Source organism: Saccharomonospora sp. (assembly GCF_027317685.1).
Taxonomy (GTDB): Bacteria; Actinomycetota; Actinomycetes; order Mycobacteriales; family Pseudonocardiaceae; genus Saccharomonospora.
Window position 1 is genome coordinate 81,303 of the sequence record NZ_DAHVQP010000044.1, and the last position, 14,677, is coordinate 95,979.

14 protein-coding genes are annotated in these 14,677 nt (G+C 68.1%); 6 read left to right on the top strand and 8 right to left on the bottom strand.

Annotated elements, in window-relative coordinates; translation table 11 throughout:
* The first annotated feature begins 13 nt into the window (after window positions 1–13).
* Window positions 14–823 carry a hypothetical protein gene (locus M7H19_RS05185; protein ID WP_298177674.1) on the top strand — a complete coding sequence of 270 codons (810 nt, stop codon included), beginning with the start codon at window positions 14–16 and terminating at the stop codon, window positions 821–823.
* 50 nt (window positions 824–873) lie between these two features.
* Here M7H19_RS05185 and M7H19_RS05190 read toward each other — a convergent pair whose 3' ends face one another.
* The 3 genes from M7H19_RS05190 to M7H19_RS05200 form a co-directional block, all read right to left on the bottom strand.
* Window positions 874–1,926: a ferrochelatase gene (locus tag M7H19_RS05190; protein ID WP_298177677.1), complete on the bottom strand. Its 1,053-nt coding sequence runs from the start codon at window positions 1,924–1,926 to the stop codon at window positions 874–876.
* Between the two features lie 129 nt (window positions 1,927–2,055).
* Window positions 2,056–2,823 carry an enoyl-ACP reductase FabI gene (gene fabI, locus M7H19_RS05195; protein WP_298177679.1) on the bottom strand — a complete coding sequence of 256 codons (768 nt, stop codon included), beginning with the start codon at window positions 2,821–2,823 and terminating at the stop codon, window positions 2,056–2,058.
* 76 nt (window positions 2,824–2,899) lie between these two features.
* Window positions 2,900–3,604: a beta-ketoacyl-ACP reductase gene (locus tag M7H19_RS05200; RefSeq protein ID WP_298177681.1), complete on the bottom strand. Its 705-nt coding sequence runs from the start codon at window positions 3,602–3,604 to the stop codon at window positions 2,900–2,902.
* A 298-nt stretch (window positions 3,605–3,902) separates the two neighbouring features.
* On the opposite strand from M7H19_RS05200, the gene M7H19_RS05205 reads away from it, so the two are divergent.
* Window positions 3,903–4,379 (top strand): tRNA (cytidine(34)-2'-O)-methyltransferase, encoded by a 477-nt coding sequence (locus M7H19_RS05205; protein ID WP_298177683.1) that lies wholly within the window; start codon window positions 3,903–3,905, stop codon window positions 4,377–4,379.
* Between the two features lie 49 nt (window positions 4,380–4,428).
* Here M7H19_RS05205 and M7H19_RS05210 read toward each other — a convergent pair whose 3' ends face one another.
* The 4 genes from M7H19_RS05210 to M7H19_RS05225 form a co-directional block, all read right to left on the bottom strand.
* A complete protein-coding gene (locus tag M7H19_RS05210; RefSeq protein ID WP_298177685.1) occupies window positions 4,429–5,409 on the bottom strand; it encodes a VWA domain-containing protein in 981 nt (326 codons plus the stop codon).
* Window positions 5,406–6,356 (bottom strand): DUF58 domain-containing protein, encoded by a 951-nt coding sequence (locus tag M7H19_RS05215; RefSeq protein WP_298177687.1) that lies wholly within the window; start codon window positions 6,354–6,356, stop codon window positions 5,406–5,408. Before M7H19_RS05215 ends, M7H19_RS05210 begins: the two co-directional genes overlap by 4 nt.
* Before the next feature lie 9 nt (window positions 6,357–6,365).
* Window positions 6,366–7,403 carry a MoxR family ATPase gene (locus tag M7H19_RS05220; RefSeq protein WP_298177688.1) on the bottom strand — a complete coding sequence of 346 codons (1,038 nt, stop codon included), beginning with the start codon at window positions 7,401–7,403 and terminating at the stop codon, window positions 6,366–6,368.
* Window positions 7,404–7,548: 145 nt separating this feature from the next.
* Window positions 7,549–8,067 (bottom strand): NTP transferase domain-containing protein, encoded by a 519-nt coding sequence (locus tag M7H19_RS05225; RefSeq protein ID WP_298177735.1) that lies wholly within the window; start codon window positions 8,065–8,067, stop codon window positions 7,549–7,551.
* A gap of 534 nt (window positions 8,068–8,601) precedes the next feature.
* On the opposite strand from M7H19_RS05225, the gene M7H19_RS05230 reads away from it, so the two are divergent.
* Window positions 8,602–9,096, top strand: a complete 495-nt coding sequence (locus M7H19_RS05230) for a hypothetical protein (RefSeq protein ID WP_298177690.1) — start codon at window positions 8,602–8,604, stop codon at window positions 9,094–9,096.
* Window positions 9,097–9,155: 59 nt separating this feature from the next.
* Here M7H19_RS05230 and M7H19_RS05235 read toward each other — a convergent pair whose 3' ends face one another.
* On the bottom strand, window positions 9,156–9,362 hold the full coding sequence (locus tag M7H19_RS05235; RefSeq protein ID WP_298177692.1) for a hypothetical protein: 207 nt from the start codon (window positions 9,360–9,362) through the stop codon (window positions 9,156–9,158).
* Between the two features lie 12 nt (window positions 9,363–9,374).
* On the opposite strand from M7H19_RS05235, the gene M7H19_RS05240 reads away from it, so the two are divergent.
* The 3 genes from M7H19_RS05240 (at window position 9,375) to M7H19_RS05250 (ending at window position 14,467) form a co-directional block, all read left to right on the top strand.
* On the top strand, window positions 9,375–10,628 hold the full coding sequence (locus M7H19_RS05240) for a flagellar basal body protein FliL (protein WP_298177694.1): 1,254 nt from the start codon (window positions 9,375–9,377) through the stop codon (window positions 10,626–10,628).
* 194 nt (window positions 10,629–10,822) lie between these two features.
* Window positions 10,823–13,648, top strand: a complete 2,826-nt coding sequence (locus tag M7H19_RS05245; protein WP_298177696.1) for an aconitate hydratase — start codon at window positions 10,823–10,825, stop codon at window positions 13,646–13,648.
* Between the two features lie 90 nt (window positions 13,649–13,738).
* On the top strand, window positions 13,739–14,467 hold the full coding sequence (locus tag M7H19_RS05250; RefSeq protein WP_298177698.1) for a sulfite exporter TauE/SafE family protein: 729 nt from the start codon (window positions 13,739–13,741) through the stop codon (window positions 14,465–14,467).
* The last annotated feature ends 210 nt before the right edge of the window (window positions 14,468–14,677 follow it).

Genomic DNA, 14,677 nt, shown 5'->3' on the forward strand with positions numbered 1-14,677 from the left:
AGGCTCGGTCTTCGTGTGTTGTCCCAGTGCGACCCTCGCCGTGTGGTCCTCGGCCTGGCTGTCCGGGGCCGCTGCCTCAGACGACGTACTCGACGCCCTCACCGTGTGGGGCGAAGCCCACGAGGTCGTGGCCCACGACGACACGACCGCCGAGGCGTTCGACCTGCCGGTGACCGGCGATGTCCCGGCGACTCCGGCACGACTGCTGGGCGCACTACGCCGCTTGGGTGTCTCCGGCGGCCACCTGGTCCTGCCCGTGGCGGGTGATGTACGCGGGCTCGGCGGTAGAGGACCGCTCACCACCGCGGCTCTGCGAGCCGGTGAAGCGCTGGTGTTCTCCGAGCTTGGCTATGCGGTCGTGCCGCAGTCGCTCGCCAAGGGGCTGTTGCGCTGGACGGTGTTCGGCATGACGAGTCATCCCATGCTCGGCATGCCCGCGCCCGAATACGTGCCCCTCAGCGAAGCGGAACACGGCCTCACGGAGGCGGTACGCAACAGCGCCGGCGCCCTGCAGGCCCTCGATGTGGCGCGCGATCGCCCCGGAGTGCGTGCGGAGCTTTCCGCGGCGCTGCGGACGAAGCCCCGACCGGAATGGCCGCGCGGCATGCCGGGCCGGGCGTTGCGCGTGTTGCAACGGGCCGAGGAGGTCGACACGATCCTCGCCCTCGCCCAGGCCGACGAACCCGGCGGTGCGATGTCGGCCTCGGCGGCAGCCCGCCGTGCCGAGGCCCTACGACCGCTGGGTGACGCGATCCGGCGAGCCCGCTGCGCGGCGGTCAACGAATCCGTGCGCCTGTTCTCTCAGGCTTCCGAGGCCTCGTGACCGCCACCGCGGTCGGCTCCACGAAAACCCGCCCGTACCGAAGCGCGCCGTTAGGCGTTCTGCGCGGCCGTGGGGCGTTTGAGCGGCTCGCAGCAGCGGGTGGCGCAGGGTGCCCCGTTGGCGGTGTCACCACCGGTGACCAGTGTCGACAGCTTCCGCGCCGGTACGTTCTCGGTCTGCTCGCGGATCAATTCCACCACCAGCTGCGCGAACCTCGGGTCGGCATTGGGCGTGGCGGACCGGGCGAAGGCCATTCCCAGCTCGGCCGCACGCTCGGCGGCTTCGTTGTCGAGGTCCCAGATCACTTCGAGGTGATCTGAGACGAAACCGACGGGGCAGCACACCATGGCTTTCACTCCGTCGCCGTGCAATGCGTCGATGTGGTCCACGATGTCCGGTTCCAGCCACGGAACCTGCGGTGGCCCCGAACGAGACTGCCACACGACGTCATAGGTGTCGACACCCACCTCGGCCGCCACCAGCCGGGCCGCCTCGGCGACCTGTCGGGAGTATCGGTGTCCGCCCTCCTCCGGGGGGCCGGACGCGGCGTCGGCGGCGGTGGGCACCGAGTGCGCGACGAACACCAGGCGAGCACCGGAGTCACCCACCTGCTCGTAGGCTTTCCGGACCCCGTCGGCGAAGATCTCGACGAAGAGGGGATGGTCGAAGAACTGGCGCAGCTTGACCAGCTGCGGCGCCCCCTCCCCGTAGGCGGCACGTGCCCGCTGGATGTCCTCGTCGTACTGCCGGCACGCCGAGTAGCCGCCGTAGGCGCTGGTGGAGAACACCAGAGCACGCTGCACACCGTCGGCGGCCATCCGCGCCACGGTGTCCTCGACCATGGGATGCCAGTTGCGGTTACCGAAGTACACGGGCAGGTCGATGCCCTGTGCGGCCAGCTCCCGCTCGACCGCTGCGATCGCCTCCCGGTTCAACCGGTTGATCGGCGACACCCCGCCGAAGTGGTGGTAGTGCTCGGCGACTTCGGCGAGCCGCTCCCGCGGAACGCCCCTGCCCCTGGTGACATTCTCCAGAAACGGCATTACGTCGTCCGGGCCTTCGGGACCGCCGAACGACAGCCACAACAACGCGTCGTAGTTCACGCCCCCATCCTCTCGCCGCGACGGTGCCGCCGCAGACCGGGTGTGCCCGTCCGCGACTCCCGTCTCACCCGGCGTCGTGAACGCTGGGCCGGAAAAGCCATCACCACGGGCACGGGATGGGGGCGCTCGTCACTGACCGGTGGCGTGGACGCCGCCGTCGACCCACACCATCGACCCGGTGGTGGCGGGCAACCAGTCCGACAACAGAGCACAGATGCTCTTGGCCACCGGTGTGGGGTCGGTGGTGTCCCAGCCGAGCGGGGCTCGGTCACCCCAGCCCTCCTCCAACTCGGTGAATCCGGGGATGGACTTGGCGGCCATCGTCTTCACCGGTCCCGCGGCTACCAGGTTCACGCGGATACCGCGCGGTCCGAGATCACGGGCGAGATAGCGGTTCACCGACTCCAGAGCCGCCTTGGCCACGCCCATCCAGTTGTAGGCCGGCCAAGCAACACGGGCATCGAAGTCCATGCCGACCAGTGACGAACCACGGCTCATCAGCGGCAGCACGGCCGTGGCGAGGGACTTGTAGGAGTAGGCGGAGATCTCCACGGCCGTGGCGACGTCCTCGGCGGGGGCGTCCAGGAACGGTTCACCGAGACAGCTCGGCGGTGCGTACGCGATCGAGTGCAGCACACCGTCGAGGCCGTCCACGTGCTCACGCACCCGGTCGGCCAGGGTGTCCAGGTGCTCGGAGTTCTGTACGTCCAGCTCCAGCACGGGCGCGGGCTCCGGCAGTCGCTTGGCGATGCGCTCGACCAACGACATCCGTCCGAAACCGGTGAGTACCACCTGCGCACCCTGTTCCTGCGCGACCCTGGCGGCGTGGAACGCGATCGAGGCGTCGGTGATCACGCCCGTGATGAGCAGACGTTTGCCTTCGAGCAGTCCGGACACGGTTGTCCTCCAGTTCTGGGTGGATGGGTGATGACGCGGAATCGTCGTGTACGCCGGGAACGAGGTCGGTGCCCCGTCAGTGACCCATGCCGAGGCCGCCGTCGACGGGCAGCACCGCGCCGTTGACGTAGGCGGCCTCGTCCGAGGCGAGGAACTTCACGGCGTGGGCGACCTCGGCCGGGTCGCCGTAGCGGGCCGCCGGGATCTTCTCCAGGGCTTCGGCCTTCTGCCTCTCGTTGAGCTCGTTGGTCATGTCGCTGACGATGAATCCGGGCGCCACGACGTTCGCGGTGATGTTGCGGGATCCGAGCTCACGGGTCAGCGACCGCGCGAGTCCCACGAGCCCCGCCTTGCTCGCGGCGTAGTTCACCTGGCCCGCGCCCCCGGCGAGGCCGATGACCGAGGAGATGAACACGAAGCGGCCCCACCTGGCGCGCAGCATCCCCCGCGACGCCCGTTTGGCCACTCGGTAGGCGCCGGTGAGGTTCGCGTCCAGAACCCGGGTGAACTGTTCCTCGCTCATGCGCATCAGGAGCGTGTCGTCATTGATACCGGCGTTGGACACCAGGACCTCGACCGGTCCCTGGTGCTCCTCGACCTGTTTGAACGCCATGTCCACCTGCTCGGTGTCGGTGACGTCGGCCTTCACGCCGAACAGCCCCTCCGGTGCGCCCGAACCGCGGTGGGTCACCGCCACCCTGTGTCCGGCGTCGGCGAGTTCCCGCGCGATAGCCAACCCGATACCGCGATTGCCGCCGGTGACCAGAACGGACCGTCCCACGTGATACTCCTCGCGCCCAGTTGTCTGCTTCCTGCCAGCGCTGAGGTTATCCGCTCGCTTCGGCCCACCTGCGGTTGGGACCGGCCCCGGTTCCGCGGAACCGCTGTCCGTCGGCCCCTTGCCCTCCACCTCCACCATCTGCATCACCCGGATGCGGCCGACCCGCCCGTCGGTGTGACGCAGAAGCGAGGTAGGGATGATGATTCCCACGAGAATGAGACCACGATCGGGTGACGAGGAGCCGGCTCGATCACCACCCCACGCAAGGCCGAAACGGCCGCACGAGAGAATCAACGCCGTGTTCCGGATCGTGTTCTTCCACCCTGAGATCCCCGGCAACACCGGCAACGCGATCCGGCTCGCCGCCAACACGGGCTGCGAGCTGCACCTGATCGAACCGTTGGGTTTCTCTCTGAAGGACCGGTATCTACGCAGGGCGGGCCTGGACTACCACGACCTCGCCCACGTGCGGGTCCATCGTGACCTGGACGCCGCGTGGCGAGCGCTGAAACCCACCAACGTCTATGCGTTCACCACCCAGGCGGGCCGCAGACACACCGATGTGGACTACGCGGAAGGCGACGTGCTGCTATTCGGGCCCGAGTCGGTGGGACTTCCCGACGACGTGCTCGCCGACGAACGGATCACCGCCCGGCTACGGCTGCCAATGCTTCCCACGTCCCGGTCCCTCAACCTCACCAACACCGCATCGATCGCGGTGTACGAGGCATGGCGACAACACGATTTCCGCGGCTCCGGCCACGCATTCGACTAGGCGATCGCGGCGTGTGCCTGCGGTGAAGCTCACGAAAGCCCACGAAAGCCTACGGAAGCCGCTGCCCGATCAGCAGTGAGCTCACGGCCGCGCCGATGAGGGTGATGGTTCCTAGCATCACCCACGGCTTGCTGACGTCGGTCTCCTTGATCTCGTAGCCGATCTGCTCGCCCAGGCTGTCGTACACCCGCTTCAGCTCCTCGGCGGTGGCGGCCTTGTAGAAGTCACCGCCGGACAGGCGAGCGATCTCGCGCATGGAGGTATCGTCCACCTCCACGGGCACCCGTGTGCCGTCGATCTCCACGCTGCCGTAGGACGTACCGAACGAGATCGTGGTGATGGGGATGTCCCTCTGCTTGGCCACACCGGCCGCGGTGAACGCACCACGCGGGGCGTACTCGTCCTGCGGCACGGTTTGTTTGCCGTCCGTCATCAGCACGATACGCGCGGGCGGAGGACCCTCCGCGCCGCCGACCACGGCCGAGAAGCTCTCGATGGACTGGAGCGCGGCGAAGATCCCCTCACCGGTGGCGGTGGACTGCGCGAGCTTGAGGTTCTCGATCGCGTGCACCACGCCTTCGCGTTCGGTGGTGGGGGACGCCAGGACGGTGGCCGTGCCCGCGAACGAGATGAGCCCCAGGTTCACCCCCGGGGTGAGCCCTTCCGCGAAGGAGCGCGCGGCGTCCTGCGCGGCCCGTAACCGGGTGGGCTTGACGTCGGTGGCCTCCATCGACAAGGACACGTCGATCACGAGCATCACCGTGGCCCGGTTGCGGGGCACCTTCTGTTCGGCGGTGGGTCCCGCGAGCGCGAAGGTCAGCAGCAGCAACGACACCACGAGCAGAGCCGCGGGCACGTGTCGCACCCGGCCCTGACTGCGCGGCGCGACCCGTTCGAGCAATTCCAGATTGGTGAACCTCATGGTGCGCTTGTGTCGCGATCGCAGCGCGAACACATAGCCCGCCACGAGTGCGGCCACCACGACGACCAGCAGGAACCACCACGGTGAACTGAAGCCCGACACGCTCATGAGGCCGCCCCCGACCATCCTCGCTTGCGGGCCACGACGAACCGCACCACGTCGGCGATCCAGTCGGAATCCGTTCGCAACACCAGGTGCCCCGCGCCCGCCTGCCGGATGGCGCGCGCGACCTCCACCCTGTGCGCGCTCGCGGCGGCGGCGAACTCCTTACGCAGGAGTGCGGAGACATGTACCTCACGCTGCCGCCCGGTCTCGGGATCGGCGAGCACCACCGATCCGACCTCGGGCAGGTCGACGTCACGGGGGTCGAGTACTTCCACGGCCACGAGATCGTGCCGCGCCGACAACGCACGCAACGGCCGCTCCCACGTCAGGGGGCCGAGGAAGTCCGAGATCACCACCGCGAGCCCTCGCCTGCGAGGGGGCCTGCGCAGCTTGTCCACGAGGGTGGCGAGATCACCACGGGTGCCTTCCTCGGCGCGCGGCATCGTCGCGACCTGACGCACCAGCTCGCGGGCATGCCCCTGACCATTCCGCGGTGGAATCCGCACGGTCTCGGCGCCGTTGGACAGCAGCGCCCCGATACGGTTCCCTCCGCCTCTAGTCAGATGGGCGACGGCCGCGACCGCACACGCCACGAGATCACGTTTCTCGCACGCCGCGGTGCCGAAATCTAGGCTCGGGGACAGGTCCGCGACCACCCAGGTCTCCAACTCGCGGTCAGCCACCGTCTCGCGGATGTGTGGCGTGGTGGTGCGCGCTGTGACGGCCCAGTCCATACGGCGCACGTCGTCACCCGGCTGGTACTGGCGGGCCTCCCCCGGTTCCGAACCGGGCCCGGGAACCAATCCCAGGTGGTTGCCCTGGAGCAGTCCGTCGAGCCTGCGCCGCACGTCGAGTTCGAGCGCGCGCAGCCCCGCCTCCATCCGGTCACCACGCAGGATCGGCGGCGCCCACGTGGGCCGGTCACCCCTGGCGTCCTTCTTCGGTGTCATAACCGCCCGCTACCTGCTGGGCACACCCGCCGCCGCGGAGGAACCCGCGCCCGGGCCCTGCGGGCGAGCGGACACCTGTGGCAGCGGCACCGCCTGCAACACTCGGTTGACGATGTGATCCAGCGGCACACCGTCGGCGAGCGCGTCGTAGGACAACACCAGCCGGTGCCGCAGCACGTCGGGCACGATGTCCACCACGTCCTGCGGCAACACATAGTCCCGGCCTCGCACCAGTGCGAGCGCTCGGGCACCGGAGATGATGCCCAAGCTCGCCCGTGGCGAGGCACCGTAGGAGATCCATCCCGCCACGTCGGTCAATCCGTGCTCGGCCGGCTGCCGCGTGGCCAGCACCAGCCGCACCACGTAGTCCACCAGAGCGTGGTGCACGAAGACCTTGGAGGCCACGTCCTGCAGGCGCACGAGATCGTCCGGGGTCAACACCTGTTGCGGCTCGGGCGGGGTCACACCCATGCGATAGACGATCTCGCGTTCCTCCTCGGCCGTCGGATACTCGACGATGATCTTGAACAGGAACCGGTCGCGCTGCGCCTCGGGCAGCGGGTAGACACCCTCGTTCTCGATCGGGTTCTGGGTGGCCAGCACGAGGAACGGATGAGGCATCGGGAACGTCTCGCCACCGATGGACACGTGTCGCTCGGCCATCACCTCGAGCATGGCCGACTGCACCTTCGCGGGCGCGCGGTTGATCTCGTCGGCGAGTACGAAGTTGGCCATGACCGGCCCGAGCTCGACATCGAACTTCTCACTGGACTGGCGGTAGATCCGGGTGCCCAGGATGTCCGCGGGCACGAGGTCGGGCGTGAACTGCACGCGGGAGAACGAGCCGCCCACGACACGGGCGAACGTCTCGACCGCGAGTGTCTTCGCGACACCGGGAACGCCCTCCAGCAGCACGTGGCCCTTGGCCAGCAGGCCCACCAGCATCCGCTCGACAAGCCGGTCCTGCCCGACGATGACGCGCTTCACCTCGAAAACGGTGCGCTCCAACAATTGCGCGTCCCGCGACGGGGTGCCGGGCTCGGTCACACCTACCTCCTCGCTGGCGACCATTGGTGCGTGTCCCGTGACCGTACCGGGTGGCCGGAGTGTGGCTGATCACGGCCGTACCGTCTCCAGCAAACTCCCCGGTCGGTGTGACGACTGTGAAGCACCGGTCGAAGCACTCGGTCGGTCAAGGGCTCAGGTCCTCCGGGGTGTCCACGTCGCGGGCCTCACCCGCCAGCGCCGACACCTCCACAATGGACGATATTCCCAGGGTGCCACGCAGCGAAGCACCTCGGGGGTCGGTGGGCACGGCCGTGGCAAGCGCACGTTTACGCCAGGCCCCGAGGAGCCACTGCCGATGCCCCTCCTCGTCCACGAGTACGGCTCCGTCGGCATTCTCGACCCCCCGCAGAGCTCGCACCAACCTGGCGACAGTGCCACAGGTCACACCCACGAGGTCGGCGGCGAGCACCGCGACGACGTCAACCTCGGCGTGGTCGGGGGTGTCGAGCACGGCCAAAGCGGCAGCGAGCGCGGCGACGGGCCCGGAGCCGGGGGGCTCCTCCCGCGTCCACCGCACACCGGTCAGCCCCACCCGGCGCGGACCGACGACGATCACGGGGTCGGCGTCCCCCAACGCCGCGACCGCCCTGTGGAGCAACGGCATGCCGCCGACACGCAGCATCGGCTTGTCCACCCCGCCCATCCGCCTCGCCGCGCCTCCGGCGAGGACCACGCCCGCCAGCCGCGGGTCCCCACCGCGCACCGCTTCGGGATGTCCGGAATCGGCCATGGTTCAACCCGACGGGTGAAGTGAAACGACGAAGCCGAACATGGTGCCGCCCACCCTAACGGGCGATATGCGCATGACCCCCGGGATCCGGCGCTGCGCACCGGACCCGCACCGCGCCTCCACTCGAGACAGTGACCGCATACCCTTCTCCGCTGTGGTCGCCGCTAGAATCACCGCGCTTCTGTGTGACTTCACGCCGAACTCGGCCGCACCCGCCCACCGGCTCGGCCCCGCGTCACCTCCGCCGTCGGGGCGTTTCCGACCGTGCCACCACCCACGCCACAAGCACTCGTCGGGACAGTATTTCGCAGTTCCGCCCGAGGGCCTCGGACGGCCGGGTGAGAAGACGCCGCCGGTCAGGTGAACCATCCTTCGAAGGCGCCGAAGATACCGAAGGAACTCGGGGCGGATAACTCGGGGCGGATGGAGGGGAACGGAAAGGAAGACATGCGACTGTGGACGACGGCGCGCCCGGTGACCCGCGGCTGGGTCGTACTCACCGTGCTCGGCCTGACCATGGCCGTGGTCGGCACCTTTCTGCCGTGGCTGCGTTCGGGAAGCGTGTACCGCGACAGCTACGCCACCGCGACGGCGATCGACCAGTTGCTGTCGTCCGACACGAACCTCGGGGTGCTGCTGCGCATCTGGAACGGTGCGCCCCCGGCGGTGACGGTGTGCGTCGTTTTATTCGTCGTCGGCTGGTGGCGCACGGCGGCGGTTCCCGCGGCAGTGCTCTCGATCTCCATGGGAACCGTCGCGGCACTACTGACCGTCCAAGGAGCAGACGCGGGCGGTCTGGTGACGATCACTCTGCCGGGGCCGCTGACCACGACCGTGGGATCGGCCCTCGCGTTCCTCGGAGCCCTCGGGGTCCTCGTGACGTCCCGTCGGAAACGACACGCCCCGCCAGTCCAACGAGATCGAGAACAGGTGACAAGGTGAGCACTCCGAATTTCGGGCAGCAGTGGCCCCCACAGAACCCACAACAGCCCGGACCGTGGTCACCGGGCGGCATGCCACAGCAACCGGGTCAGCCGCAGGTCGGACAGCCCGGCCAGCCAGGACAAGCAGACCAGTCGGGCCAGATGGGTCAGACGCAGCCCACCCAGCCGCAGCCGGGACAGTACGGGCAGTACGGACAACAACCGTATGGGCAGCAGCCGCAACAACCGTACGGACAACAGCCCCCCGGCCAGCCCTTCACCCACGACCCGACGGCCGTGGTCGTCGGACAGGCACCCGCCCCGCAGCCGAACAAGGGCAAACGTGGGCTGATCATCACGCTGGTCGCGGTGCTCGTGGTGGCCTTGGGCGGAGGCGCGACCTGGTGGGCACTGTCGGGTTCGGATTCGGTGGCCTCGGGGGCCACCACACCCGAGGACGCGGTCACCAATCTGGTGCAGGCCCTCGGCGACGGGGATCTCCTGGGGGCAGCGAACGCGCTGGCTCCGGGCGAAGCGGCCGTGCTGGCCGATCAGCTCACCCAGAGCACCGACGAGCTCAAGCGTCTCGGGGTGCTGGACCAGAACGCCGACCCGTCCACGTTCTCGGGCATCGAGCTCACCGTGACGGACCTGACGTTCGACTCCCAGGCGGCCGAACGAGTCAACGACCACGTGACGATCACAAAGCTCACCGGCGGCACGGTCACGGTCGACGCGGACCTCACCGAACTGCCGTTGGCCCAGGAGTACCTCGGCGAGATGCTGGCCGAAGCCGGTGGCGCCGCCGCGCTGACGGACAGTGAGACGTTCGACATCGGCTCGTTCGTCCGGCAGACCGGCGAGCCGGTCCGGATCGCCACCGTCAACGTGAACGACGAGTGGCATCCAAGCCTGCTGTACACCTTCGCGGACTACTTCCTGGCGGAAGCGGGCCTGTCCTGGCCTCAGGAGTCGATCCCGGCCCAGGGCACGGATTCTCCGGCCGAGGCCGTGAAGCAGGTACTGCAGGCTGTGTTCGACAGCGACTTCACCCGGCTCATCGAGCTGCTACCACCGGACGAGATGGCGGTACTGCACGACGTGGGTCCCGCACTGGCACAGGCGCTCGAGAACGCCACCCGCGGGCCGTCCGGGATCCAGGTCCTCGACGTGCAGACCGAGGACAGCCAGATCGCTGGTGGGACCCTCGCCACGATCACCACACTGTCGCTGCAGGTTCCTGGACAGGGACAGGTGACGGTGACCAAGAACGGCGACTGCTACGACCTCACTGCCCCGCAGGGTAGGCAGAGGCTCTGTGGCCGGGAACTCGGACAGCAGATGGCCGCGAACGCGGACGGATCGGCTTCGCCGGAGGTCCTCCAGCGCGTCGGTGAGAGCCTGGCGGAGCAAGGAGTGGGCGCGGTCACCACGGAGGTCGATGGTCAGCACTACGTCAGCCCCCTGCGCACGGCGAGCGAGCTGAGCATGAGTCTCTTCCGTGGTCTGACCGCGGAAGACTTCAAGGAGATCCTGCAAGGGGCCAACTGACAAACGGTGTACTCCCGGGGCCCGGCTGCCGAACCACAATGCCGGGTCCTGGGATATCCTGACCTTGACCAGAAAAAGGACAAGCGTACGGTTTAGTGGGCAGGCCATTGGAAAGCTCACCTCTGCGGGGACGAACGAGGTGGGCGACACTCGACCTGCTCCTACCCGAACAACCGCCGCCACTGGAGTGACACGTGACTGCACCCGCCAGCAAGAACAGCTTCGGGGCCCGCGACACGCTCCAGGTTGGTGACGCCTCCTACGAGGTGTTCCGCCTGGACAAGGTCAAAGGCTCCGAACGCCTGCCGTACAGCCTGAAGATTCTGCTCGAGAATCTGCTGCGGACCGAGGACGGCGCCAATATCACCGCCGAGCACATCAATGCGCTCGCGAATTGGGACCCCAAGGCGGAACCGTCCACCGAGATCCAGTTCACGCCCGCGCGCGTGGTGATGCAGGACTTCACCGGTGTGCCCTGTGTGGTGGACCTCGCCACGATGCGTGAGGCCGTGGCCGAGCTGGGCGGTGACCCGGACAAGGTGAACCCGCTCGCACCCGCCGAGCTGGTCATCGACCACTCTGTCATCATCGACGTCTTCGGCCGCGCCGACGCCTTCGAGCGCAACGTCGAGATCGAGTACGAACGCAACCGCGAGCGGTACCAGTTCCTGCGCTGGGGTCAGAACGCCTTCGAGGAGTTCAAGGTCGTTCCCCCGGGCACCGGCATCGTGCACCAGGTCAACATCGAGTACCTGGCCCGCACCGTCATGGCCCGCAACGGGCAGGCTTACCCCGACACGTGTGTCGGCACCGACTCCCACACCACGATGGTCAACGGTCTCGGTGTGCTCGGCTGGGGCGTGGGCGGCATCGAGGCGGAGGCCGCCATGCTCGGCCAGCCGGTGTCGATGCTCATCCCGCGCGTGGTCGGTTTCAAGCTGACCGGTGAGATCCCGCCCGGTGCCACCGCCACCGACGTCGTGCTCACGATCACCGAGATGCTGCGTGAGCACGGTGTGGTGGGCAAGTTCGTCGAGTTCTACGGCGAGGGCGTGGGCGCGGTGCCGCTGGCCAACCGCGCCACCATCGGCAACATGAGCCCCGAGTTCGGCTCGACCGCCGCGATCTTCCCGATCGACGACGAGACCCTGCGCTACCTCAAGCTCACCGGCCGCTCGGAGGAGCAGCTCGCGCTCGTCGAGACCTACGCCAAGGAGCAGGGCCTGTGGCATGACCCGAGCCGGGAGGCGAAGTACTCCGAGTACCTGGAGCTGGACCTGTCGACGGTCGTGCCGTCGATCGCCGGCCCGAAGCGTCCGCAGGACCGGATCGAGCTCAGCGCCGCCAAGTCGGCGTTCCGCAAGGTGCTGCCCGACTACGTGAGCAGCGACGAGACCGCTGCGACGACGTCGCTTGTCGACGAGGCGTCCGAGGACTCGTTCCCGGCCAGCGACTCGCCCGGCTACCTCGCCGACGGCCTCCGGGAGGACCGGGGTGGCGAGCCGGCGCACTCGGCGGCCAACGGTGCCAACGGCCGTCCCAGCAAGCCGGTCAAGGTCATGTCGTCCGAACGTGGAGAGTTCGTCCTCGACCACGGTGCCGTGGTGATCGCCTCGATCACCTCCTGCACCAACACCTCGAACCCGTCGGTGATGCTCGGTGCCGCGCTGCTCGCCCGCAACGCGGTGGAGAAGGGCCTGTCCTCCAAGCCGTGGGTCAAGACCTCGATGGCTCCGGGCTCGCAGGTCGTCACCAACTACTACGACAAGGCCGGCCTGTGGCCGTACCTGGAGAAGCTGGGCTTCCACCTGGTCGGCTACGGCTGCACCACGTGCATCGGTAACTCCGGCCCGCTGCCCGAGGAGGTCTCGGCCGCGGTGCAGGAGAACGACCTGTCGGTCGTGTCGGTGCTGTCGGGTAACCGCAACTTTGAGGGCCGCATCAACCCCGACGTCAAGATGAACTACTTGGCGTCGCCGCCGTTGGTGATCGCCTACGCGCTGGCCGGCACGATGGACTTCGACTTCGAAAACCAGCCGCTGGGCCAGGACCCGCAGGGCAACGACGTCTACCTGCGCGACATCTGGCCGTCGCCGCAGGAGATCCAGCAGACCATCGACACGGCGATCACGCAGGAGATGTTCACCAAGGACTACTCCGACGTGTTCGACGGCGGTGAGCGGTGGAAGTCGCTGCCCACGCCCGAGGGCAAGACGTTCTCGTGGGACCCCGAGTCCACTTACGTACGCAAGCCTCCGTACTTCGAGGGCATGACCAAGGAGCCGGAGTCCGTCACCGACATCTCGGGTGCCCGGGTGCTGGCCAAGCTGGGCGACTCGGTGACCACCGACCACATCTCCCCGGCCGGTGCCATCAAGGCCGACTCCCCCGCGGGTCGCTACCTCACCGAGCACGGCATCGACCGCAAGGACTTCAACTCCTACGGTTCGCGCCGCGGTAACCACGAGGTGATGATCCGCGGCACGTTCGCCAACATCCGGCTGCGCAACCAGCTTCTGGACGGCGTTCAGGGCGGCTACACGCGCGACTTCACCCAGCCGGGTGGGCCGCAGGCGTTCATCTACGACGCCGCCCAGAACTACGCCGCCCAGAACATCCCGCTGGTGGTGCTCGGCGGTAAGGAGTACGGCTCCGGTTCGTCGCGTGACTGGGCCGCCAAGGGCACCAGGCTGCTCGGTGTGCGTGCCGTGATCGCCGAGTCGTTCGAGCGCATCCACCGGTCGAACCTGATCGGTATGGGTGTGATCCCGCTGCAGTTCCCGGAAGGGAAGTCGGCGGAATCGCTGGGCCTCGACGGCACCGAGACCTACGACATCAGCGGCATCACCAAGCTCAACGAGGGCGAGACGCCGAGCACGGTGCACGTGACGGCCACGAAGGACGATGGCACGAAGGTCGAATTCGACGCTGTGGTCCGGATCGACACCCCCGGTGAGGCCGACTACTACCGCAACGGCGGCATCCTGCAGTACGTGCTGCGCAAGATGACGGCCGCCTGAGTCGGCGACCGCGCATCGAACACGGGTGACGGCCCGCCTCGCGACCTGGGGTCACGAGGCGGGCCGTTTCCATGTCAGGAGAGGACGACCATGCCGGACGTGCTGCCGGGCGTGCTGCTGCCGGGTGCGGCCGTGTTCGTCGGCGCGCTCGTGCAGGGCGCTGTCGGATTCGGAATGAACCTGATCGCCGCTCCCCTACTGACGTTGGTGGATCCGAACCTGGTTCCGGTGCCGCTGCTGGTGATCGCGTTGGCCCATGCCCTGTTGACCGTGGTCAGGGAACATCGCGACATCGATTGGCGCGGTGTGGGTTTCGTGACGGTGGGCAGGCTTCCCGGTACCGCGCTCGGCGTGCTGGCGGTGGCACTGCTTCCCCAACGTCCTTTCGCCGCGATCGTGGGCGTGGCGGTGCTGGTGTGCGTGGCGTTGTCGGTGGTCTCGTGGACTCCGCGATCCACTCCTCGCGCGCTGCTGGTGGCGGGTTTGGCCAGCGGGACACTCGGCACCGCGTCTTCGATCGGCGGGCCACCGCTGGCCTTGCTGTACCAGCACGAATCGGGGCCCAGGATCCGGGCAACCCTGGCGATGTGTTTCGGACTCGGCTCGTCGGTGTCCTTACTGGCACTCGGCATCGCCGGTCAACTGCACACCGACCATGCCGTCACGGTGCTGTGGTTGTTGCCGTTCCTCGTCGCCGGATTCGCACTGTCCGGCCCGACCCGCCGGTTTCTGCACAGCGGTGAGCGGATGCGTGTGGCCGTATTGACGGTGGCCGGCGCCAGTGCACTCGCGCTGCTGGTGCGCAGCGGTGTGGGATGAGCCGTCGGACAGCGAGACGGCCCCGAAACGGAGATTGTGCACCGAAACCGCTACTACCGGCGGTGCTGTACTTGCGCGAGGTGGATCCGCGGCGACGGGCCGATGTCGTCGTCCCGATGCCGTCATCGACAATTCACGCTTCGACGAGCCGAGGATCGTCCAAGAAGCGGACCGACCCGCTCGGTGACGGCGAACAGGAAAACGCCGGCA